Consider the following 22,204-nt stretch of genomic DNA (forward strand, 5'->3'; position numbering starts at 1 on the left):
TTACGCTCTTCTTTGTTGTCTGATGTTCCTTTAGTTAAAACGGGCATTTTTTCTGTTCGACGCTCGTGCTAGATTCGCCCACAAGCATAGCTTGTGGTTCTTTATATGAGAAAAAGAAAATGCCCGCGGGCTCCGGAACCTCCGGTGCCCGCGGGCGTTTTCTGTTATGAGGAAACGTGAGAGATGGGGATAGCGTTAGATCGGCCGGATGCGATAGCTTGCCAGCTGCCGCCCGCCCACGGTCAGAAGGGTCTGCATGCCCTGCTGTTCCGCTCCGGCGGGGTTTGCTGCCAGGTCTTCCGGGCAGATGCGGGCCGCAAAGCCGGTGTGCAGCTGCACCTGCTGCGGCTCCGTCAAGGGATTGTACACCCGCAGCAGATAGGCGCCGTCCTCGTATTCCAGGCCGGAGAACTGCACCGGTCCCGCAAGGCTCAGCAGCAGGCGGCCGTCGCTTTCCGCCGTGCTCTGGCGGGCGAACACCGGCGCGCGCAGCGCCAGCGGGTGGACCGGCGAATGGTTGGCCCGGCCATAGATCAGGCCATACTCAAATTCCATTTCGCCCTGGCACTGGGCTTCCGGCGTGGGATAGCCCGGGCCCGCGCCGCCGCCGCGGCTGCGCAGGTCGCGCCGGGAGAGATCGCCCACACAGCGCAGCAGGGTGAGCATGCAGCGCTCGCCGCCTTCCGTGCGGCAGACCTGATACTCGTGCAGGCCCAGATGGACCAGCTGCAATCCCCCTGCCACCAGCTGGGTGCCGGTGGGATGCTGGCCGGGGATGACCTCCTGCCCGGGACCCACCTGGGGGTCCACCGGGCCGTTGACCGGGCGCTCCACCCAGTCAAAAGCGGTGTCGCTGCAATGGCTCTCGCAGCCAGGTACCTCGAAGTCCGCGGTGAGCCGGTGGTCCCTGGCCCGGTTGTCCAGCCGGGTGCGCACGTGAATCACCGGGTCCTCCTCGTACAGGGTGTATTCGGTATGGATGGTCAGGGTCACCGTGTGCTCTGCGGGGCCCTTCCGGTCCAGCGAAAGGCCCTCCGGCAGCTCCAGCACGCTTTCGGTATGCAGGGTCCGCTGACCCGGGCGGGACTCGGTCCGCCAGGCCACTACATGGGCCTCGGCGCAGGCATCCTGCTCCGGGGGCGAGTAGTTGTAGGTGTCGCCCGCGTCCAGGCTGGAGCGGTACACGTTCTGGCCGGTGTGCCAGGTGCCGGTGCTTTTCTCCAGCACGCAGAGCTGGCCGTCCCGAATCTCCAGCCGGTAGAAGCGGTTCTCCGCCGGACTGCCCTGTTCCACGGCGGTCGTCTGGGGTTCGGTGGGCTCGATGCGCAGGCAGATCTCCTCCATGCCCGCGAAGTCCAGAAAGAACTCCAGCTCGTACACCGCCATGTCCTCGTACCAGGGCTGGGTCAGGCTGTTGTGGAAGAACTCCTCCTGTACCCGGCGCTCGGCCCGGCTCAGGGGCACCGGCCGCTCGCCCTGCCAGAGGGCGACGCCGCCCTTGTCCTGATCCAGCGGCAGCAGGATGCGGGCCTTCACCAGCCGTCTGCCCGGATAGGGCAGGCTGTTGATCACATGGAGCCAGTGGTTTTTCGCCCCCGGCTCGCCGTACACAAAGGGATATTGCCGTTCCAGCACGCTCTCGGTCTGCTCGCCGATGCTCTGGGCAATGCGGGCGTAGCGGCTCATCATCTCCCGGTGCACCTCGTCCACGCTGCATCCGCAGATGCTGTCGTGAGCCTGGTTCACCAGAAAATCCTTCCACAGGCGACGGCGCAGCGCCTCGCTGCGGGAGGCATTCTGCTCCCAGGCGCACAAAAACTCCAGCTCGTGCACCAGCCTTGCGGCGATGATCTGGTTCATCCGCTTCAGATAGGTGCGGGTGCTCCAGGTGCCGCTGAGCACGAAGATCTTCCGATTATCCCGCAGCTCGCCTTTGATGGTCTCTTCGGCGGGGCAGCCGTCCAGCAATCGGCACAGCCGCTCCATGGTCACCTGCTCCACCTTCACGCCGCTCTCGGCTTCAAAGCTTCGCACCCGATCCATGCCGTCCGCACTGCAGACCGTGTGATCTGCGCCGTCGGTGTAGACCAGCAGGCCCGCCTTTTTCTGGGTGCGGTGGAATTCCACGAACCGCTGTAAATGCTCTTTGTAATTTGGGTTTTTCAGGCCCACCTGGAAGTAGCCGTCCCGGGTGGAAAGCACCAGCGTTTTCACCGCCGAGCCGTCGGCGCTGGCCCAGTTCACCTCGCAGTGCTCCGGGTCCGCGCCGCGCCAGATGATGGCCTTGTCGATGCCGAACTGGCGCAACACCATGGGCATGGAGCCGATGTGGCCAAAGGTGTCCGGCAGGTAGCCCATGCCGCAGAAGCTGCCCAGCTCCCCGGCCATGGACCGGCCAATGCGCAGGTTCTGGATGACCGCCTCGGCCGGGCAGAGGAATTCATCCGCCAGCACGAACCAGGGGCCCACCTCGATCTTTCCCGCCCGGATCAGGGCGCACAGCCGCTGGTATTCCTCGTCGGTCACGATGCGGCGGTAGTCGTCCAGCACGCTGGTCTGGCCGTCCAGATAAAAGCAGTCGATCACGCCCCGCTCCACCAGATCCACCACGTGGCGCAGCGCGTCCCGCAGGCGAATCTGCATGGCCTCAAAGGGCTGGTACCATTCCCGGTCCCAGTGGGTGTGATGCAGCATATGGATGGTGGTTTGCTCCATAATGGTTTCTCCTTAGAAGTGCCGCAGCCGCGCGCCGTCCAGCTTGGCCAGCGGGGTGCCGGTCTGCTTGGCCAGGGCGCAGGCCTCGCCCGCGATCTGGCCCATATCGGTGAGGGTGGGCTGGATGCGGATGCTGGCCTGCATCAAAAAGCTGGTGGAGATGCAGCGCCCCGCCACGATCAGGTTCTCGGCCTGGTTGGTGACCAGGCTGCGGTAGGGAATTTCGTAGTATTCGCCGGGGGTGTATTCCTTCCAGTCGGCGGCCTTGCCCGCAGCGGCGTGCACGTCCATGTACCAGTCGCCCTTCACCACGCCGTCCGCAAAGCGGGCCCGGTTCATGTAGTCCTGCTCGTCCAGCAGGTACTGGCCCTGGATGCGGTAGGACTCCCGGATGCCCAGCATGGAGGCCTCCCGCAGCAGGAAGGCCTGCTCGAAGCCGGGCATGTACTTCTGCAAAAAGCGCACCAGGCGGCGGATCATCTGCCGTCCCTGCTGGAAGGCCTCAGAACGGGCCCGGGCCGAGGTATTCTTGGTCACGCCCACGATGTGAGGGCAGTTAAAGCTCATGCAGCCGGGCTTGCCGGGCACGGTGAAGCACTGGTAGTAGCGCAGGTCCATGGGCTGCAGCACGCCCTCCTCCACGCCCTTCTGGAACAGAGGCTCCAGGGCAAAGCCCTTGCCGCCCACCATGGCGGATTCAAAGAACTCACCGGGCTGCATGGGGCAGAAGGTGTCGTGGATGGAAGTGCAGTAGGCGCGGTATTGTTCCACGTCGATGCCGCCCATCTCAAAGCGCATGGTCACGCACTGGTTGTTGCCTTCCTCATCGCCGCTGGCGCAGGGCACGCCGCTCAGCCGGGCCAGCACCGCGTCGCCGCTGGCGTCCACGAAGTGGTCGGCCACAATGGCCATGGCCCGCCCCTCGGCAAACACCACCGTATAGCGGATGCGCCCGTCCTCCAGGCACACGCCGGTGAGGCAGGCGTCGTACAGAATCTCGCCGCCGTTTTCCAGCAGCATCTGCTCCAGGCAGTAGCTCATGTCCTCGCCGCCGAACCAGATGCCCTTGTTGTAACGGTGGTGGGTCTGCACGCCCATGGCCTGCAGCCGCTCGTCGATCTGGGCCAGGACCTCCATGTGCTCCACGTTGGAGTTCATCATGGGCATGACCAGCGCGTTCACTGCCGTGCCGCCCAGAGCGGTGGCCTTTTCCACCACCAGGGTGGAGCAGCCCAGCTGGGCCGCCCGAATCGCCGCGGCAGCGCCCGCGGTGCCGCCGCCGATCACGGCCACGTCATACCGGCCATAGACCTCCAGCGGTATGCCCCGGTGTAAAATGCTATCCATCGTTCATGCTCCTTTCACGCTTTGCTCCGCCTGCCGGCAGAGGTTCAAAAAGGCTTTCGCCTGGTCCTCGTCTTCCTCGTTCAGCAAAAGCCAGTCCCAAACAAGGGGGTGGCAGGGGCTGGCGCACACCGACTGGGCAAAGGTGTGGGCCGCGATCTCCCGCAGGCTGCGCACCGCCCGGGTGCGGCGGATCACCCCCAGCAGCCGGATCTCCACCGGCTTGCTGGTCAGGCTCACGTCGCCCCCGCCGCAATGTTCCAGATGATGATAAAACTCATGGGCCAGGTGCAGCTGCTCCAGCTGCTCCATGGTCACCGGAATGCCCCGCCTTTGGGCCGCCGCGCAAATCTTTTCCAGCGTGGGGATGTAAAGGCGGATCACCGGCGCCCGGCCGTTTTCCGCCGGGCAGTATTCGGAGTGGATGTCCATGGGCGGAGTCTCCCCGCTCCGGCACACCTCCGCTCCGTCTTCTTCCAGCCGCCGGGCAAGCCCGGGCAGGGTCCAGCGTTCCGCCGCCTGCTGCCCGGACCGGATGCCCTGCCGGATGTAGTAGCCGTATTTTTTCGGCGGGATGCGGCCGAACACCGGGTCCTGCCGCAGCAGCACCAGAGCAAAGGCCTCGCCGGAAAGACGTTCCAGCTGCTCCCAATCATTCATGAGCGGCCACCGCGATGATGCAGGCGTCCTCAGGCAGGGTCTCGCACTCCATCTTCGCCAGCGACAGCAGCTGCTCCTTGTTGGTCACGCCGCTCAGGTCGGCGGATTTCTGCCCGAAGTACAGGTAGGTCTTGGGCAGGGTCGCGCCCGCGTCCGAGAAGCGGGTGTTGGCTTCGACGAACCGCACAAAGCGGCCGTCCATCTCGCTCTTTTCAAACTCCAGGATCTCGCCCGCGCCCTTCTGCAGGCGCACCACGCCCTCGTCGTCCGCCACGCGCAGCGAGGGCTTGCGCATCTTCAAAAGGCCCCACAGCTTGCTGCTCACGGTCTCCAGCCGGTAGGCGTGCCAGCGGCCGGTGTGGGCCTCGCTGGCGATCTCGGCCCCGCCGCTCACCGACTCCCGCACGATCTGGGCCAGCTCCTCGCGGCTCTTGGCCTTTTCGCTCAGGTCCTTGGTGCGCAGCTCGGTGGCGCCGGTGGCAATGGCCCGCAGAATGTTCTTCTGGGCGTCGATCTCAATGGTGATCTCCACGGTCTCGGGGTTCGCGCCCGCCTTGACCACCTCGTCCATGATGTCGGCGCGGATCTTCTTGATGTCCTCCTGGGTGGGGTTGCTCACGTTGCGCTCCAGCTGCTCGCGTACCAGCGCCAGGGCCACACCGATGGTGGAGATGTAAGGCGCGTTCTTGGCCACCTGCCAGCGCACGCCCATCTTCTCGCCCAGGTAGGGGGGCACCACGCAGGCGGAACCGCCGCCGCCCACAAAGCGGATCAGCTGCTTGTTCAGCTGGTAGTCCTCGATCAGGCTGTCCACGATGGCCTTCACCTTCTCGGAGGCGATATCCATGGCGCGGCGGCAGGCTTCCTCGGCGGTCATGCCCACCTCACGGCCCAGCGCCTCCCAGGCCAGACGGGCAGATTCCAGGTTGCCCCGGGCGTAGTCGCCTTCGGGCACATAGCCCAGCAGGTTGGCCGCGCCCGCCAGAGTCAGCGCGTACTCCTTGCCCTCGGCGCAGCTTACCACCGCGTAGTGGGGCAGGTCCTCCGGGCGGGGAGCCACCAGCTTGACCTTGGCGTCCTTCAGGTTTTCCGGCGCGGTGAACACCTCGTATTCCTTCTGGGCAATGTGCGCGGAACGGGGGCCAACATCGGTGATCTTGCCGTTCTCCACCACGATCATGGAGCCGCCCGCGATGCCCAGGGTGCGCACGTCCAGAGAATTCAGATACAGCTTGCGGCCGCCCACCTGGGCGTTCTGGATCATTACCTTGCCGTCCTTGATGACCGAGATGTCGGTGGAGGTGCCGCCCACCTCGAAGAAGATGCCGTCGGTGATCTTTTCATACATCAGCGCACCGGCAACGCCCGCGGCCAGGCCGGACAGCATGGTCAGGATGGGGCGCTTGCGCACCTCGTCCACGCTCATCACGCCGCCGTCGCAGCGCATGATCATCAGGGGCTTTTTGATGCCGGTCTGCTTCACCGAGGACTCGGTCATGTTGGCCGCTTCCATCATCTTGGGAATCAGGGCCGCGTTCACCACGGCGGTGCGGGTGCGGGCCTGCAGGCCGTACAGCTGGGAGATCTCGTAGCCGCCGGTGGCCATCAGCTCCTTTTCCTGCGCGCGGCGGATCACCCGAATCTCATTCTCCGGGTTGTCCACCGAGTAGGACTTGGAAGCAACGATCACCTGAGACTGGCCGTCCAGCAGAGTCTGGATGGCGGCGTCGATGGATTCATCGGTGAGCTTGGCGGTGTCCAGATAGGTGTGCACGGTGTTCAAAAACTTGCCGGGAGCCAGCTCGATGCGGCCCACCTTGGTCTCACCCTTGGCGCGCTCACCCTCCAGGCCGGTGCCCATGCCCACGATGCCCACCTGGGCCACGTCGCCCTCCAGCAGAGCGTTGGTGGCCTGGGTGGTGCCGTGGGCGATGAACACCACATCGTCCGGATCGATGTGATTCTCCGCCAGCACCTTGCGGATGACCTGTACGATGCCCTCCGCCACGCCTTTTTCCGCGTGGTGAGTGGTGGGGATCTTGGCCTTGGCAATCACCTCATAGCTGCTGTTGTCGATCACAACGGCATCGGTGAAGGTGCCGCCAACGTCGATTCCGATCCGAACTTTATTGCCCATGATAGTTTTCCTTTCTGTATCTGTAAAATGGTTTCTGATATGCGTTTGGGAGAAACCGGCGCCCCGATTTCTCCCAAACAACTGGTCGGTCTGATGATCTGATTAGAAGTAGAACACGCCGGTGTACACCAGAGCCACAAAGGTCACGAAGATGGTGTAGGGCAGGGTGGACTTCAGGATCGCGTTCACATCCACCTTGGCGTAATCGGCCACGATTACGTTCTGGGTGTTGGTGGGGTCGGAAACGCCCTGAACCACGCCGGTAGCGCGCAGCGCGTTACCAACAGCGGCGGGGCTCATGGTACCGGCAGCCAGCATGATGTTGGCCAGGCCGGAGCCCAGGCCGTAGGAGTTCAGAGGTCCGCGGTACAGAGCCAGGGGCGACAGGATGGTGAAGGCAATCACGTAAACCACGGCGGAACGGGGCATGATGGCGCCGATCAGGGGCTGCATCAGGGCCACGGTGGCCTCGGCGGAAACGCCGTTCAGCAGGATGCCGATGCCGATCATCAGAGCGGTTACACCGGCCACGTCCTGGATGCCCTCCACCAGAGAGGAGGAAGCAACCTGGATGATCTGACGGGGATTGGTCACCAGAATGGTGTAGATCACGGCGATGATCAGGCTCAGCTCAGCGGTGAACTGGAACACGAATACCAGCAGGATGGGCACCAGAGGAGCCAGCAGAGCGAAGATGTTCACTTCCTTGGTGTCGGCTGCGGCGGGCTTGGCCCAGAAGCTCTTGCCGCCGGTGCGCTTTACGTTCAGCAGCACGTAAACCACGATGGCAACCACGCTGGCAACGCCCAGAACCACGGAAGCGCTCTTGATCATGGCCATATCCATGCCGATGGTATCCACATAGAACTGGTAGTTGGCCACGTTGAACAGGCCGCCGGTGCTGATGCCGAACAGCACCAGGCCAGCTGCGACCACAGGCTGGATGCCAGCGGACAGCATGAGGGGGATCACGATGGTGGACACCATGATAACGGGGCCCGCGCCGCCGATGGCGGAGAAGATCAGCGCGGTGGCGGCGGTGAGCACGAAGGCGATGGCGTAGGGCTTGTCACCGGCCAGCTCCGCAGCCTTGCGGATGATGGCGTCGGAAATGCCCTGCTTCTGAATCACTTTTGCGAACATGCCGCCGAAGATGGTGGCAATGATGGTGCCTGCCAGACGGGAAGCGCCCTGACCGATCACGTAGTTCATGATGGTCTGGCCGCCCTCCTCGGCGGGAGTCATGAAGGGAACACCCGCGATGACCGCGGTCAGAACGCCCAGCAGAGGCAGCGCCAGGATGGTGGGCAGCTTTTTGGCCACCATCAGGCCTACGAATACCGCAAAGGCTACCAGGATCAGAATGACCCGAATGCTTAAAATTTCACCCATTTTAAATGTTTCTCCTTTCAATATGAATCCATACCAAAGGCTCCCGCTTTTGCAGTCGCCTTTCCCCCTGTGTGCCTGCCGCATCCCTCCTTTGTGGACGTTTCTCCTCACATGGCGTTATGTACGCCAGGTTATCCCGATCTCGAACAATCGATTCCAGGGGAACCATATCTCAACCCCCGCCGAAGCAAGGTCCGAAAAACTCGACGGCAGCCGCTCACGCCAGTGCTCCAGCAGCCGCTGTTCGGCGTAAGCGCCATATTCCTGTGCGCCGCCGCCCAGATCAAAATAGCTCAGGCCGTCCTGCCGCACCCGGCACAGCACCTCGGCGCGTACCAGCGCCTGGTAAAGGCCGTCGTCCAGCAGATGATACAGCAGATTACGCCGCAGCTGTGCCGCGTCCTGCCCGGCCAATGCGAACACGCCCTGCGCCAGGGTGGTGCCCAGCGTGTTGCAGTTGGTGTTCCAGCCCTTGTAGGAGACCAGCTTTTCCAGCAGGCCCGCCTTGTCCATCAGGCGAAGGAATTCCAGATCGCCGCCGTTGGCATAGGCGCAGTCCGCCACCGCCACCGGCTTGCCCGCCTCCACAAAGCGGCCGATCCGCTTCACGAAGGCCCGCAGGCAGCGGAAGGACTGGTAGGTCACGTCTGCCTCCTGCTGGTCCGCGCTCTCCTGCATCACCCGTCCCGGGGCGTTCACCGCCAGGATCAGGTCCGCCGTCCAGGGATCGTCCCACCGCTCGCAGCCGCAGGCCAGCAGATGCTGCTCCACGCTCGCGCCCAGGATGCGGTCCTCATACAGCGGGATGATCTGAGCCGCCAGCGGACTGCCGTACTCCACATATACCCGGGGGCTGTGTCCGGTCAGCTCCAGCCAGGCCCGGGCCACCAGCTCCGCGCCCGCCTCGTCCGCGCCGGGGTGCATGTAGACCTTGTCCTCCACGCCCATGCGGCGGATGGCCTGGTGGATGCGCTTCTGGTCGATGGCGGTGTAGCCGAACTCGCAGGAATCGTCCTGCGGGATGTACAGCAGCTCCACCACGCCGTCCTGCACCAGCTCCAGCACGTTCTCCAGCAGGGCCGCGTTGAAGTTCCGGCGGGCCTCATAGTCCGCACGGTGCTCGGGGGGAATCTGGTTGGCCAGGCTGTGCAGGTCCTCCTGCTCCCGGGCATCCAGCCCCTGGCGGGCCTGCTTATCCTTCAGGTAGCCGTAGCGGAAGATCCGCTCGCCGTATTCCTGGTAGTAGTCCGGCTCCTCGTCGCTGCTGCTGTAGCGGGGAGTGCGCATGATCAGCTCGAACAGATACAGCCGCGTCTCGGGGCTGCTCTCTTTCAGCGCCCGCAGCCGCTCCATGCAACGGGCAATCCAGGCCGCGCTCATGTGGTGCAGCCGGGAGGGCAGCAGCCCGCCCAAAAACAGCATCTCCGCCGAGAGGACCGCGCAGCTGCTGCGGGAAAAATTCTCCTCCACAAAAGCCCACAGCCCTTCCAGATCCGCCGGGGTCTTTTTGCGGCCCAGCAGCTCCTTCGGCGGCGCGAGCAGCTCCAGCTCTGCCACCCCGCGGGTCATCATCTGGGGAAACAGCCAGTTGCAGGGGCGTTCATCCAGCGGCAGATACAGCATCGTTTTCAACGGCATCAGTCCTCTCCATAGGCAGGCCGGTCCCCGGGCTATCCCCTCGGCCGGCCTCTCGTTTCGTCACCCACATCATAGCAAAAGTTTGCGGTTCGCGCTTGTCCTAATCTGCGGTCCCTGTGGCCCCTATTTTCCACTTTCCCGTCATTGTTATCATTATGTACGAACGTCGCCATCTTCCTTTGTGCACCATGCTATTTTTATTGATCTTGCTCTCATTTGCGGCAAAAACCGGCATTCCGGCCAAAAATCCGATATAATAAGCGGTAGGCGGGAGCTTTTTCCGCCCAAAGGAGGTGCCAACGATGCTGAACAAAACCACCGCCGGACGGATTTTCCAGTTCAATATGGAATCCGACCACGACGCGCCCATGCGCTACAAAAATATCCTTTTGTACCAGATCGGCGAACTGCGCTATGAGCAGGGCGTGGACGACGTGCATCAGCAGTGGTGCTACGAGCTCAGCGTGATCCTTGCCGGGTGCGGGGAGTTTTCGCTGAACGGCAAGACCATCCCGGTGAAGAAGAACGACATCATCCTCACCCCCAAGCAGGGCACCCACACCGTGACCTCCTCGGACAACAAGTTCCGCTTTTTGTACCTGGGCTTCGACTTCGCGCCGGACTGCGAGTTCGAATATCTGAGCGTTTTGCAGATGTATCTGCAATCGCTGCGCACCAACCAGTGCTCCAGCGACCATTACGGGGTGGGCGGTGTGCTGAAAAACATGCTGGCGGAGTTCAACCAGCAGCTGCCCTATTCCTTTGAATATCTAACCAACTGCCTGGAAAATATCATGATCCTCACCTGGCGCACCTTTTCCCAACACAATCTGCGCACCGAGCCGGGAGCGGACGCGCCCAACCCCCGGGTGGTGGGCACCACGGTGTACACCCTCATCAAATACATCGAGGACCACATCTTCTCCATTCCGGACATCCGCACCCTGGCCCAGGAGATGCACTTCAGCTATACCTATATTTCCCACGTATTCAAGCAGAAGACCGGCATGACCCTGCAGCGGTACATTCTGCAGGTGAAGATCGACAAGAGCAAGGAGCTGATCCTGGACGACCGCTGGACCCTTTCCGAGATCGCCAACATGCTGAACTACGAATCCCTGCAATCCTTCAGCAAGGCCTTCAAAAAAGAAGTTGGCATGTCGCCCAGCGAATTCAAGCGGCGCGGCCTGGCCGCCGACGCAGCGCCCGCGCTGGACCTTGAAGCAGAATAAAAAAGCGCCCCGGCCCCGTGCAAAAAGCACGGGCCGGGGCGCTGAACGCAAAAAGAAAGCCCACAGGCATAACCTGTGAGCTTTTGGTGGAGAATTAGGGACTCGAACCCCAGACTTCCTGCGTGTGATGCAGGCACTCTAACCAGCTGAGCTAATCCTCCGCGACGAAAATTATTATATCACCCCACCGGGGTAAAGTCAACGGTTTTTCAAAAAAATTTTCGCTATTTTTTTGCCCGCTGGCGGCGGCTTTTTATTGCATTCAGCGCGGGTGCATGGTATCATTTTTTAGTTGAAGACATCCTAAGAACAAGGACTGGTCCGCCGGGGTTCCGGCGGCCGCATCAGGCGTTCACGCGCTGAGAAGGAGGCTAATTTATGCAGATCGGATTCGACAACAACCTTTATATTCAAAAGCAGACCGAGAACATTCTCGCCCGGATCGAAAAGTTCCAGGGCAAGCTGTATCTGGAGTTCGGCGGCAAGCTGTTCGACGACTACCACGCCGCCCGGGTGCTGCCCGGCTTTGATGTGAACGGCAAGATCCGTCTGCTGCACGAGCTGCGCGACAAGGCCGAGATCATCTTCTGCATCAGCGCAGGCGACATTGAAAAGACCAAGATGCGCGCCGACCTGGGCATCAGCTACGACATGGAGGTGCTGCGCCTGATCGACGACATCACCGCCATGGACATCGCGGTGAACAGCGTGGTCATCACCCAGTACACCGGCCAGCGTGCCGCCGACGCCTTCGCCAAGAAGCTCACCAGCCGCGGCGTGAAGAACTACATCCATCGCCCCATCGAAGGGTATCCTCTGGCTGTGGACTACATCTGCAGCGACGAGGGCTACGGCTCCAACCCCTATGTGGAAACCACCAAGCCTCTGGTGGTGGTCACCGCTCCCGGCCCCGGCAGCGGAAAGCTGGCCACCTGCCTGAGCCAGGTGTACCACGAGTACAAGCGCGGCGTGATGGCCGGCTACGCCAAGTTCGAGACCTTCCCCATCTGGAACATTCCTCTGAAGCACCCGGTCAACCTGGCCTATGAGGCCGCCACCGCCGACCTGAACGACGTGAACATGATCGACCCCTTCCACCTGGAAGCCTACGGCGAGACCACCGTCAACTACAACCGCGACGTGGAAGCCTTCCCCATCGTGCAGAACATCCTGGCTCGCATCACCGGCGACAAGGAGTTCTACCGCAGCCCCACCGACATGGGCGTGAACATGGCGGGCTATGCCATCTTTGATGACGAGGTGGTGCGCAAGGCCGCCACCGAGGAGATCTTCCGCCGCTACTACACCGCCCTGTGCGACGTGAAGCAGGGCAAGGCCACCGAGGCCAGCCTGCACAAGATCGAGAACATCATGCAGCAGCTGGACGTGAACGCCGAAAGCCGCGCCGTGGTGGCTCCCGCTCTGGCCAAGATGCGCCAGACCGAACAGCCCGCCGCCGCCATCGAGCTGCCAGACGGCCGCATCGTGACCGGCAAGGCCAGCGATTTGATGAGCGCCTGCAGCGCCACCGTGCTGAACAGCCTGAAGGCTCTGACCGGTATTCAGGATTCCGTGATGCTGATCCGGCCCGAGGTGCTGGAGCCCATTCTGCGGCTGAAGATCGACTACTTGGGCAGCCGCTCCAGCGTGCTGAAGGTGGACGACGTGCTGACCGGTCTGGCAGTGAGCGCCGCCACCGAGCCTGTGGCCGCCAAGGCCATGTCCGCCCTGCCCCTGCTGCGGGACTGCGATATGCACTCCACCCAGATGCTCCACTCCGGCGACCAGGGTACCCTGCGCAAGCTGGGCCTGCGCATCACCATGGAGCCCAAGTACCCCGGCAAGGACCTGTTCTTCTGACTTTTTATAAACACAGCGCAAGCGCCCGTGAGGCCGACCCGGCCCCGCGGGCGCTTTTTCTTTCCGGGTTTTCCACCGTTTTGTCCCCTCCCTGTGGAAAACCCGGCCGCCCTCTTTTCCGCCGCGCCGCTTTTTGCACCAAAATGATTTACAAGCCCTCGCCCGGACCTTATAATGGAAGAGGACTTCCCCGCGTGCGGACATCGGTCCTGCGCGCTGAAACGAAACACAAAAGGAGACAGCTTTTATGGAACGTTTGGTTGGTACTGTATCCCGGGGCATCCGCGCCCCGATCATCCGCCAGGGCGACGACCTGGCCAACATCGTGGTGGACTCCGTTCTGGCCGCCGCGAACAGCGAGGGCTTCAGCCTGCGCGACCGTGACGTGATCGCCGTGACCGAGGCCGTTGTGGCCCGCAGCCAGGGCAACTACGCCTCGGTGGAGAACATCGCTCAGGATGTGAAGGAGAAATTCGGCGGCGGCACGCTGGGCGTGATCTTCCCCATCATGAGCCGCAACCGTTTCGCCATCTGCCTGAAGGGCATCGCCGCAGGCTGCGAGAAGGTTGTGCTGATGCTCAGCTACCCCTCCGACGAGGTGGGCAACCATCTGATCAGTGAGGACGATCTGGATGCCTCCGGCGTGAACCCCTGGAGCGACGTGCTCAGCGAGGAGCGCTACCGTGAGCTGTTCGGCTACAAGAAGCACACCTTCACCGGCGTGGACTACGTGGAGTACTACCGCAGCGTGATCGAGGGTGCGGGCGCAAAGGCCGAGATCATCTTCGCCAACAACCCCCGGGCCATTCTGGACTACACCAAAAACGTGCTCGCCTGCGACATTCACACCCGCAAGCGCACCAAGCGGCTTCTTCTCGCCGCCGGCGCCGAGAAGGTTCTCACCCTGGACGAGCTGATGAACGCGCCTGTGAACGGCAGCGGCTACAACGACGCCTACGGCCTGCTGGGCTCCAACAAGGCCACCGAGGATACCGTGAAGCTGTTCCCCATCCACTGCCAGGAGCTGGTGGACGACATCCAGCAGAAGATTCTGGACGCCACCGGCAAGCACGTTGAGGTGATGGTCTACGGCGACGGCGCCTTCAAGGACCCCATGGGCAAGATCTGGGAGCTTGCCGACCCCGTGGTCTCCCCCGGCTACACCGCCGGTCTGGAGGGCACCCCCAACGAGCTGAAGCTGAAATATCTGGCCGACAACGACTTCGCCAACCTCTCCGGCCAGGAACTGAAGGAAGCCATCTCCCAGGCCATCCGTGAGAAGGACGAGAAGGCCGAGAGCCTGACCGGCAACATGGCCAGCCAGGGCACCACTCCCCGCCGCCTGACCGACCTGATCGGCAGCCTGTGCGATCTGACCAGCGGCAGCGGTGACAAGGGCACCCCCATCATTCTGGTGCAGGGCTACTTCGACAACTACACCAAGTAATTTCCCCGTACAGCAAAGCGGGCGGTTCCGAAGTTCGGAACCGCCCGCTTTTTTGTTTTCTTATTCCTCGGTCTTGGCCACGGCCTTCAGCGCCAGGAACAGCATCACGATGGACGCGCCCATCAGAAGATGGCCGATGCCCGCGATGCCGCTGATGGCTGCGTCGGCCCCGCTGCTCAGCGGGGTGCCCAGCACCTGCAGCACGCCCCGCACCGTGAACATCACGGTCATGAAGGGCAGCGCCACGTTGTAGAGGCCGTAAAAACGGCGGAACATGGGCTGAGCAGTCAGGCTGGTGGTCTTGGCAAACAGCGCCAGCACCAGGAACAGCAGGGTGCCCAGTGCGAACAGGTGCAGGTGGTTCACCGCCAGGGTGGTCTTGCCGGCAAAGCCGTTCCACTTGGTGAACTCCCGGTAGAACACGCCGAAGGCCATGGAGGCGATGGCGTAGCCGAACGCGGTATTGATGAGTTTTTTCATAAGGGTTTCTCTCTTTCCGGGCCATTGGCCCATTTCAGTTGGGTTTGAACACGGTTCAGAATTTATGAAAAAGCCGCGCCGCTCCCGCCGGGGCGGCGCAGAATATTTGGTCAGTACAGCACCCGCCGGATCACTGCCAGCAGCACCGCGCAGTCGGCATCCTCCCGGGCAAGCCCCGCCATCAGGCTGGAAAACACAAAGGCCACAAACTGCTGCCGGGTAAGCTCCTCGCCGAAGGCATCCGGCCGGACCTTTTCATCCCGCTCCAGCACCTGCTCCAGGCTGACACGCATGTGACCGAAGGCCTCTTCCATGGCCTGCCGGGCCTTTTTCCGGTCCTGGGCGGCAAAGCCGCTCATATGCGCCCGCAGAAAATCCGGATATTCCGCCGCCCCGGCCCGGATGCTGACAAACAGCCACTCCACGCAGGCGCAGAAGTCCCCTGCCTGGGCATAACCGCCCGCTGCATGGAAGATGCCCCGCCAGATGTCCTGCACCGTGGCGGTGACCAGCTCTGCCTTGCTGGGGAAATAATTGTATACCGAACCCACCGCCACATTGGCGGCGGCGGCCACTGCCCGCATGTTCAGCGCGGCCAGACCCTGGCTGGCGGCAATGCTCTTGCTGGCGGCCAGCAGCTCCTCGCGGGATGTGATCACTTTATTCATGGCGCTCCTGCCTTTCATCTTGAACACTGTTCATCATACAGGGTTTTCCCTGCTTTGTCAAGCAAAAACCGGGGCGCAGGCTTTTCGCCTGCGCCCCGAAAAACAATTATAGTTCGATGGTCTCCAGCTTCAGGATCGCCAGAATGTAGATCTTGAGTGCCTGCATCAGCTGAGCGATGTTGGCCGCCTCGTTGGCGCCGTGCATGGGGCCGCCGAACTCGGGCAGCACGGTGTCCAGCCGCTCGGGGCCGAAGCTCACCGCCTTGGGGAAGTGACGGGCGTAGGTGCCGCCGCCCATGGTGAAGGGCTTGGCGTTCTCGCCGGTGACCTCGTTGTAGGTCTCGATCAGAGCCTGGATGGGCGCGGCGTCGGCGCTGATGTAGAAGGGCACCCGCCAGGTGGCCTGTTCCACAGTGGCGCAGCCCTCGGAGGCAGCCTCCAGCCGGGCTTTGATCTCCTCGCCGGTGATGCTGGTGGGGAAGCGGCTGTCCACATCCTGCCACAGGCGGCCGTCCTTCAGCTCGATCATACCGCCGATGATGGTCAGGGGGTCGAAGGCGTCATCGCTGGCGGCGATGCCCACGCCGCTGCCGTCGGTGTTGCTGTGCAGCTTGCGCAGGTAGGTCAGGAACTCCTCCTCTTCGGCGGTGACCAGATGATTGTCCAGCAGGTAATCCACGATCAGGCCGATGGAGTTCACGGTGTTCTGAGGCATGGCCGCATGGCCGCCCTTGCCCCAGCCGCGGATGCGCACCGCGCCATTCTCTTCTTCCAGAGTGATGCCCTCCCGCTCACTGAGAGCGGCGAAGTCTGCCTTCACCAGGCAGGAGGCACGGTCGGGCACCACGTTGTGGGCCACGCCGCCGGTGAACTCCAGAATGTTGCCGTTCTCCAGCTTCTTGGAAACCAGGTAGCCGTTGAAGCCGCCCTTTTCGCCGTTGCACACCGGGAACTCGGCGTCCGGGGAGAAGCAGAAATCGGGAGCGGGGTAGTTTTTCAGGTAGTACTCCACGTCCTCCATGCCGGTTTCCTCGTTGGCGCCCAGCAGGGCACGCACGCCGTACTTCAGGGGCACGTTATGCTCCTTGAGGAATTTCAGAGCGTACAGGCACAGCACGCTGGGGCCCTTGTCATCGGCCACGCCGCGGCCGATGATCCAGCCCTCCCGCACCTGCATGTCGAAGGGATCGGCGGTCCAGCCGTTGCCCTGGGGCACCACGTCCAGATGGGTGATGGTGGCGATCTGCTTATCGGTCTCGCCGGGCAGCTCGGCCCAGCCCATGTAGCCCTCGCAGTTGTTGGTGGACAGGCCCATCTCGGCGGCGATCTTCAGCGCCTCGTCCAGGGCGGCGGCAGGGCCCGCGCCGAAGGGCTTGCCCGGCTCCGGGGCGCCCTCCACGCTGTTGATATCCACCAGGCGCTTGATGTCGCGCACGACGTTTTCTTCATTGGCGGCCACGAATGCGTCCACCGCGGCCCGCAGTTCCTTTGTAATCATTGCTTTCTATCTCCTTATCTCCGCAGCGCCGCCAGCAGGGGCGGTCATGCGGTGAGTCATTTCTTACTCGCTATTATACCACGATTCTGGCATTTGAAAAGCCGCCGGGCAACAAAAAGAGAGCCGCCCCGGTTTTCCGGGGCGGCTCCGCCAAACTGCGCACAATCCTGCAATTATTCCAGCTCGAAGGCACCGGTGTACAGCTGGTAGTACTTGCCCTTCTGGGCGATCAGTTGCTCGTGGTTGCCGCGCTCGATGATGCGGCCCTGCTCCAGCACCATGATCACATCGGCATTCTTTACAGTGGAAAGCCGGTGTGCGATCACGAACACGGTGCGGCCGGTCATCAAAGCGTCCATGCCCCGCTGCACGATGGCCTCGGTGCGGGTGTCGATGCTGCTGGTGGCCTCGTCCATGATCATAACCGGCGGGTCCGCCACCGCGGCCCGGGCGATGGCCAGCAGCTGCCGCTGTCCCTGGGACAGGTTCGCGCCGTTGCTGGTAAGCATGGTGTCGTAGCCCTCCGGCAGGCGGGTGATGAAGTCGTGTGCGCCTGCCAGCAAAGCGGCGGCCTTGCACTCCTCATCGGTGGCGTCCAGGTTGCCGTAACGGATGTTCTCCATCACGGTGCCGGTGAACAGGTTGGTGTCCTGCAGCACGATGCCCATGCTGCGGCGCAGGTCCGCCTTCTTGATCTTGTTGATGTTGATGCCGTCGTAGCGGATCTTGCCGTCGGCAATGTCGTAGAAGCGGTTGATCAGGTTGGTGATGGTGGTTTTGCCCGCGCCGGTGGCCCCCACAAAGGCCACCTTCTGGCCTGCCTCCGCATACAGGGTCACATCGTGCAGAACGGTCTTGTTGGGGGTGTAGCCGAAGTCCACATCGAACAGGCGCACATCGCCCCGCAGCCGGGTGTAAGTGACGGTACCGTCGCTGTGGGGATGCTTCCAGGCCCACACGTTGGTACGCTCGGCACACTCGCTCATGCTGCCGTCCGCGTTCTCCTTGGCGTTCACCAGGGTCACGTAGCCGTTGTCCTCCTCGGGCTTTTCATCCAGCAGGGTGAAGATGCGCTGGGCGCCCGCCAGGCCCATGACCACCGCGTTGATCTGCTGGGACACCTGCATGATGCTGCCCGCAAACTGCTTGGTCATGTTCAGGAAGGGCACCACAATGCTGATGCTCAGCGCCAGACCGGAAATGCTCACGTTGGGCACACCTGCCATGAGCAGAAAGCCGCCGGCCACCGCCACCACCACATAGACCACGTTGCCCATGTTGTTCAGGATGGGGCCCAGAATGTTGGCGAACTTGTTGGCGCTTTCGGCGGCGGCGAACAGGGCGTCGTTGCGCTTGTCGAAGTCGGCCTTGCTCTCCTCCTCGTGGCAGAAGACCTTGACCACCTTCTGGCCGTTCATCATCTCCTCCACGTAGCCCTCCATGGCGCCGATGGCCTCCTGCTGGCGCAGGAAGAAGCGGGCGGAGTTGCCGCCCACCTTTTTGGTGAGCCAGGCCATGACCGCCACACCGGCCACCACCACAAGGGTCATCCACAGGCTGTAATACAGCATGATGCAGGTGACGCTGGTCATGGTGATCAGGGTGATGGTGATCTGGGGGAAGCTCTGGGACACCAGCTGCCGCAGGGTGTCGATATCATTGGTGTAGTAGCTCATGATATCGCCGTGGTTGTTGGTGTCGAAGTAGCGGATGGGCAGGTCCTGCATGCCGCTGAACATCTTGACACGCAGCTTTTTCAAAAAGCCCTGGGTGATGATGGCCATCATCCGGGTATAGGTAAAGGCGGAGATGAGCGCCAGCAGATACATCACCACCAGAACGCTCACCAGACCCATAACCTGGCCGGAGGCAGCGGCCCAGTCGCCGCTCTGCCAGTTGGCCTCGATCACGGCGATGACCTTCTGCATAAACACCGCAGGCAGCGAGCTGATGATGGCGCTGAACAGAATGCAGGCCACCACCACCGGCATCATGACCGGATAGAACGAGAACAGTGTTTTGAAGATACGCAGCAGGGTGCCCTGCTTTGTGATGGTCGGATTGTTATGCATTCTCCTGCCCTCCTGCCTTGTTCTGCGAGGTGTAGACCTCGCGATAGATTTCGCTGGTCTCGAGCAGCTCCTTGTGGGTGCCGATGGCACTGATGGCGCCGCCGTCCAGCACCAGGATGCGGTCCGCGTCCTCCACCGAGGAGGTACGCTGGGCAATGATGATCTTGGTGGTCTCGGGGATGAATTCCCGGAAGGCCTTGCGGATCAGCGCGTCGGTCTTGGTATCCACCGCGCTGGTGGAGTCGTCCAGAATCAGCACCTTGGGCTTTTTCAAAAGAGCCCGGGCGATGCACAGCCGCTGCTTCTGGCCGCCGGACACGTTGGAGCCGCCCTGCTCGATGTAAGTATCGTATTTTTCCGGGAACCGCTGGATGAACTCATCCGCCTGGGCCAGACGGCAGGCCTCCTCCAGCTCGGCGTCGGTGGCGTTCTTGTTGCCCCAGCGCAGGTTCTCCTTGATGGTACCGCTGAACAGCACGTTCTTCTGCAGCACCACGGCCACCTGGTTGCGCAGCGCCTCCAGGTCGTAGTCCCGCACGTCGCGGCCGCCCACCTTCACGCAGCCCTCGGTGGCGTCGTACAGGCGGCTGATCAGCTGGATCAGCGAGGACTTGGAGGAACCGGTGCCGCCGATGATGCCGATGGTCTCGCCGCTCTTGATGTGCAGGTCGATGTCGGTCAGGGCCATGCGCTCGGCATGCTCGGAATACTTGAAGCTCACATGGTCAAAATCGATGGAGCCGTCCGCCACCTCGGTGAGGCCGTTCTCGGGGCTCTTCAGGGTGCTCTCCTCCTGGATGACCTCCAGAATACGGTGGGCGGACTCGCTGGCCATGGTGATCATCACGAATACCATGGAGAACATCATCAGGCTGCTCAAAATCTGGAAGCTGTAGGTGAGCAGGGCCGAGAACTGGCCCACATCCAGCGCCAGACCCCGGGTGGTGATGATGGTGTAGGACCCGAAGGACAGCACGAAGACCATCACCACATACAGGCTGAACTGCATCAGGGGGTTGTTGAAGGCCAGGATCTTTTCCGCCTGGGTAAAGTCGCGGCAGACGTCCTCGGCGGCGGCGGTGAACTTCTTTTTCTCATAATCCTCCCGCACGTAGGACTTGACCACACGCATGCCCTGCACGTTCTCCTGGATGGAGTTGTTCAGCGCGTCGTACTTTTTGAACACCCGCTTGAACAGGGGCATTACGGTGCGGATGACGCAGAACAGGCCGATGCCCAGAATGGGGGCCACCAGCAAAAAGATCAGCGCCATGCGCCCGCCCATCACAAAGGCCATGGTGAACGAGAACACCAGCATCAGCGGGCAGCGGATGGCGGCGCGCACGATCATCATGTAGGCCATCTGTACGTTGGTGATGTCGGTGGTCAGACGGGTGACCAGCGACGAGGTGGAAAATTTGTCGATGTTCTGGAAGGAATAGTCCTGGATCTTATAGAACATATCCTTGCGCAGGTTGCGGGCAAAGCCGCAGGACGCGGTGGCCGCATACTTGCCCGCCAGCACGCCGAAAAACAGCGACAGACCGGCCATAACCAGCAGCACGGCGCCGTACTGCAAAATGGTGGCGAAGCCGCAGCCCGCCTTGATCTGGTTCACCAGCTGGGCGATCACAAAGGGGATGATGCATTCCATGAGCACCTCAAGCGACACGAAGACCGGCGCCTTGATGGACACGGACTTGTACTCCCGGATGGATCGCGCGAGTTGTTTGTACATACCTTTTTCACTCCTCCTGTTCCTTTTCCCAAAGCGGCATACACCGCTCCCCGCACATTGCTTGCGCACGCAAACAGTATGCGGGCGATAAAAAGAGCGCAAGTCCGGGCCTGCCGGGCTTACGCTTTTGGCTTACTTGCCCCTATTATACCTACTACAATAAGGGGATGTCAACAGAAAAACCGCTCGCTTTTATGAAATTTCGCCAATTTGCACTGGATTTTTTCTCTTTTTTGCACTATTGTCCACTCGGGCAGTCCCCGCCGCTCTTTACAAGCCGGGACTGTATTTTTATAATAAGATTGAATGATTTTTTGCAAAAGGAGGGGTGCCGTTTGAAGCTGCCCAAACCGTTTCGGCTGGCCGCCGCGGCACTGGCGCTGGCCCTCTGTGCAGGGTGCGGCTCGCCCACACCCTCCCGGCAGATCGAAAGCATCGCCCAGACTTCTGCCCCCGGCGCATCCTCGCCCCAGGTGAGCGAAAGCGGGGGCTTTACCCCGCCCGAGCCGCTCACCGCCTCCTTCGACGAGGCCGCCGCCCAGACCGACAACGGCGTTTTCTGGGACACCAGCCATCTCTCCCAGGGCTATGCGGCGGTGCGCACCGATCAGACGGGCAAGATCAAATTTCTGCTCACCTACCAGGGCGACACCGGCGGCGCACCCAATCAGTATTCCTACCTGCTGCCCTCGGACGGCTCGCCCGCCGTCATCCCGCTGCAGCTGGGCGACGGGGACTACGAGCTGGCGGTCTGCCAGAACATCTCCGGCAACAAATACTCCTACCTGAGCCGCCAGACCGTTTCGGTGGCGCTGGAGGACGAATTCGCCCCCTTCCTGCGGCCCAGCATCTACATCCCCTATTCCCCGGACTCGGCCTGTGTGGCAAAGGCCAGCGAACTCACCGCCGGTGCGGCCGACACGGTGGACGCGGTGGGCCGCATCTACGACTACGTCGTGAAGAACATCGCCTACGATACCCCCAAGGCCGAGAGCATCGGCACCGACTATTACCCGGACCCGGACGAGACCCTGGCCACCGGCAAGGGCATCTGCGTGGATTACGCAGCGCTGGCCGCCGCCATGCTGCGCAGTCAGGGCATCCCCACCAAGCTGATCACCGGCTATGTGGCCCCGGACGATCTGTACCACGCCTGGAACATGATCTGGCTGGAGGAGACCGGCTGGATCACCGTGGAGTTTGAGGTGAAGCCCGGGGTCTGGAACCGGGTGGACACCACCTTCGCCGCCGGGGGCGCGGGCAGCAAGTACATCGGCGACGGCAGCAACTATACCGATTTCCGCACTTATTAAAGGGAGGGCA

General features: G+C 62.2%; 15 protein-coding genes and 1 tRNA gene. 4 read left to right on the forward strand and 12 right to left on the reverse strand.

Going from position 1 to position 22,204, the window contains the following annotated elements; all coding sequences use genetic code 11:
• Positions 1-195 precede the first annotated feature (195 nt).
• From B5G03_RS15215 to B5G03_RS15240, 6 genes are all read right to left on the reverse strand, one after another.
• Entirely contained in the window at positions 196-2,715 is a 2,520-nt protein-coding gene (locus B5G03_RS15215) for a glycoside hydrolase family 38 N-terminal domain-containing protein (protein WP_087182519.1), read from the reverse strand.
• 12 nt (positions 2,716-2,727) lie between these two features.
• Positions 2,728-4,062: an FAD-dependent oxidoreductase gene (locus tag B5G03_RS15220; protein WP_087182520.1), complete on the reverse strand. Its 1,335-nt coding sequence runs from the start codon at positions 4,060-4,062 to the stop codon at positions 2,728-2,730.
• A gap of 3 nt (positions 4,063-4,065) precedes the next feature.
• Entirely contained in the window at positions 4,066-4,719 is a 654-nt protein-coding gene (locus B5G03_RS15225; RefSeq protein ID WP_087182521.1) for a hypothetical protein, read from the reverse strand.
• Entirely contained in the window at positions 4,712-6,856 is a 2,145-nt protein-coding gene (locus B5G03_RS15230; RefSeq protein ID WP_087182522.1) for a hydantoinase/oxoprolinase family protein, read from the reverse strand. Before B5G03_RS15230 ends, B5G03_RS15225 begins: the two co-directional genes overlap by 8 nt.
• A 102-nt stretch (positions 6,857-6,958) precedes the next feature.
• Complete coding sequence (locus B5G03_RS15235; protein WP_206423638.1) at positions 6,959-8,248, reverse strand: transporter; 1,290 nt, start codon at positions 8,246-8,248, stop codon at positions 6,959-6,961.
• Positions 8,249-8,365: 117 nt separating this feature from the next.
• Positions 8,366-9,886: a DUF4127 family protein gene (locus tag B5G03_RS15240; protein ID WP_087182523.1), complete on the reverse strand. Its 1,521-nt coding sequence runs from the start codon at positions 9,884-9,886 to the stop codon at positions 8,366-8,368.
• Positions 9,887-10,188: 302 nt separating this feature from the next.
• On the opposite strand from B5G03_RS15240, the gene B5G03_RS15245 reads away from it, so the two are divergent.
• The gene (locus B5G03_RS15245; RefSeq protein WP_087182524.1) at positions 10,189-11,118 is read left to right on the forward strand and encodes an AraC family transcriptional regulator; all 930 of its coding nucleotides are present in this window, start codon (positions 10,189-10,191) and stop codon (positions 11,116-11,118) included.
• 84 nt (positions 11,119-11,202) lie between these two features.
• Here B5G03_RS15245 and B5G03_RS15250 read toward each other — a convergent pair.
• Positions 11,203-11,279 (reverse strand) — tRNA-Val (locus tag B5G03_RS15250).
• 217 nt (positions 11,280-11,496) lie between these two features.
• On the opposite strand from B5G03_RS15250, the gene B5G03_RS15255 reads away from it, so the two are divergent.
• The gene (locus tag B5G03_RS15255) at positions 11,497-12,978 is read left to right on the forward strand and encodes a DUF1846 domain-containing protein (protein ID WP_087182525.1); all 1,482 of its coding nucleotides are present in this window, start codon (positions 11,497-11,499) and stop codon (positions 12,976-12,978) included.
• A 247-nt stretch (positions 12,979-13,225) separates the two neighbouring features.
• Positions 13,226-14,425: a coenzyme F420-0:L-glutamate ligase gene (locus tag B5G03_RS15260; RefSeq protein ID WP_087182526.1), complete on the forward strand. Its 1,200-nt coding sequence runs from the start codon at positions 13,226-13,228 to the stop codon at positions 14,423-14,425.
• 60 nt (positions 14,426-14,485) lie between these two features.
• On the opposite strand, the gene B5G03_RS15265 is transcribed toward B5G03_RS15260, so the two are convergent.
• From B5G03_RS15265 to B5G03_RS15285, 5 genes are all read right to left on the reverse strand, one after another.
• The gene (locus tag B5G03_RS15265; RefSeq protein WP_087182527.1) at positions 14,486-14,905 is read right to left on the reverse strand and encodes a DUF2871 domain-containing protein; all 420 of its coding nucleotides are present in this window, start codon (positions 14,903-14,905) and stop codon (positions 14,486-14,488) included.
• Between the two features lie 110 nt (positions 14,906-15,015).
• Positions 15,016-15,573, reverse strand: a complete 558-nt coding sequence (locus B5G03_RS15270) for a TetR/AcrR family transcriptional regulator (protein WP_162613431.1) — start codon at positions 15,571-15,573, stop codon at positions 15,016-15,018.
• A 106-nt stretch (positions 15,574-15,679) separates the two neighbouring features.
• Entirely contained in the window at positions 15,680-17,071 is a 1,392-nt protein-coding gene (locus B5G03_RS15275) for a Sapep family Mn(2+)-dependent dipeptidase (protein WP_087182529.1), read from the reverse strand.
• 173 nt (positions 17,072-17,244) lie between these two features.
• Positions 17,245-19,143, reverse strand: a complete 1,899-nt coding sequence (locus tag B5G03_RS15280) for an ABC transporter ATP-binding protein (protein WP_087182530.1) — start codon at positions 19,141-19,143, stop codon at positions 17,245-17,247.
• Entirely contained in the window at positions 19,136-20,881 is a 1,746-nt protein-coding gene (locus B5G03_RS15285) for an ABC transporter ATP-binding protein (protein ID WP_087182531.1), read from the reverse strand. The genes B5G03_RS15280 and B5G03_RS15285 overlap by 8 nt, the downstream gene beginning before the upstream one ends.
• A gap of 335 nt (positions 20,882-21,216) precedes the next feature.
• Between B5G03_RS15285 and B5G03_RS15290 the strand changes: the two genes are divergently transcribed.
• On the forward strand, positions 21,217-22,194 hold the full coding sequence (locus B5G03_RS15290) for a transglutaminase-like domain-containing protein (RefSeq protein ID WP_162613432.1): 978 nt from the start codon (positions 21,217-21,219) through the stop codon (positions 22,192-22,194).
• Positions 22,195-22,204: the final 10 nt, after the last annotated feature.

Source organism: Gemmiger sp. An50 (genome assembly GCF_002161595.1).
Classification (GTDB): domain Bacteria; phylum Bacillota; class Clostridia; order Oscillospirales; family Ruminococcaceae; genus Allofournierella.

Excerpts from the sequence above, each read along its gene's own strand:
- B5G03_RS15225 (WP_087182521.1), bottom strand. The coding sequence starts at position 4,719 with ATGAATGATTGGGAGCAGCTGGAACGTCTTTCCGGCGAGGCCTTTGCT.
- B5G03_RS15280 (WP_087182530.1), bottom strand. The coding sequence starts at position 19,143 with ATGCATAACAATCCGACCATCACAAAGCAGGGCACCCTGCTGCGTATC.
- B5G03_RS15270 (WP_162613431.1), bottom strand. The coding sequence starts at position 15,573 with ATGAATAAAGTGATCACATCCCGCGAGGAGCTGCTGGCCGCCAGCAAG.
- B5G03_RS15235 (WP_206423638.1), bottom strand. The coding sequence starts at position 8,248 with ATGGGTGAAATTTTAAGCATTCGGGTCATTCTGATCCTGGTAGCCTTT.
- B5G03_RS15285 (WP_087182531.1), bottom strand. The coding sequence starts at position 20,881 with ATGTACAAACAACTCGCGCGATCCATCCGGGAGTACAAGTCCGTGTCC.
- B5G03_RS15245 (WP_087182524.1), top strand. The coding sequence starts at position 10,189 with ATGCTGAACAAAACCACCGCCGGACGGATTTTCCAGTTCAATATGGAA.
- B5G03_RS15255 (WP_087182525.1), top strand. The coding sequence starts at position 11,497 with ATGCAGATCGGATTCGACAACAACCTTTATATTCAAAAGCAGACCGAG.
- B5G03_RS15220 (WP_087182520.1), bottom strand. The coding sequence starts at position 4,062 with ATGGATAGCATTTTACACCGGGGCATACCGCTGGAGGTCTATGGCCGG.
- B5G03_RS15275 (WP_087182529.1), bottom strand. The coding sequence starts at position 17,071 with ATGATTACAAAGGAACTGCGGGCCGCGGTGGACGCATTCGTGGCCGCC.
- B5G03_RS15215 (WP_087182519.1), bottom strand. The coding sequence starts at position 2,715 with ATGGAGCAAACCACCATCCATATGCTGCATCACACCCACTGGGACCGG.
- B5G03_RS15260 (WP_087182526.1), top strand. The coding sequence starts at position 13,226 with ATGGAACGTTTGGTTGGTACTGTATCCCGGGGCATCCGCGCCCCGATC.
- B5G03_RS15230 (WP_087182522.1), bottom strand. The coding sequence starts at position 6,856 with ATGGGCAATAAAGTTCGGATCGGAATCGACGTTGGCGGCACCTTCACC.
- B5G03_RS15265 (WP_087182527.1), bottom strand. The coding sequence starts at position 14,905 with ATGAAAAAACTCATCAATACCGCGTTCGGCTACGCCATCGCCTCCATG.
- B5G03_RS15240 (WP_087182523.1), bottom strand. The coding sequence starts at position 9,886 with ATGCCGTTGAAAACGATGCTGTATCTGCCGCTGGATGAACGCCCCTGC.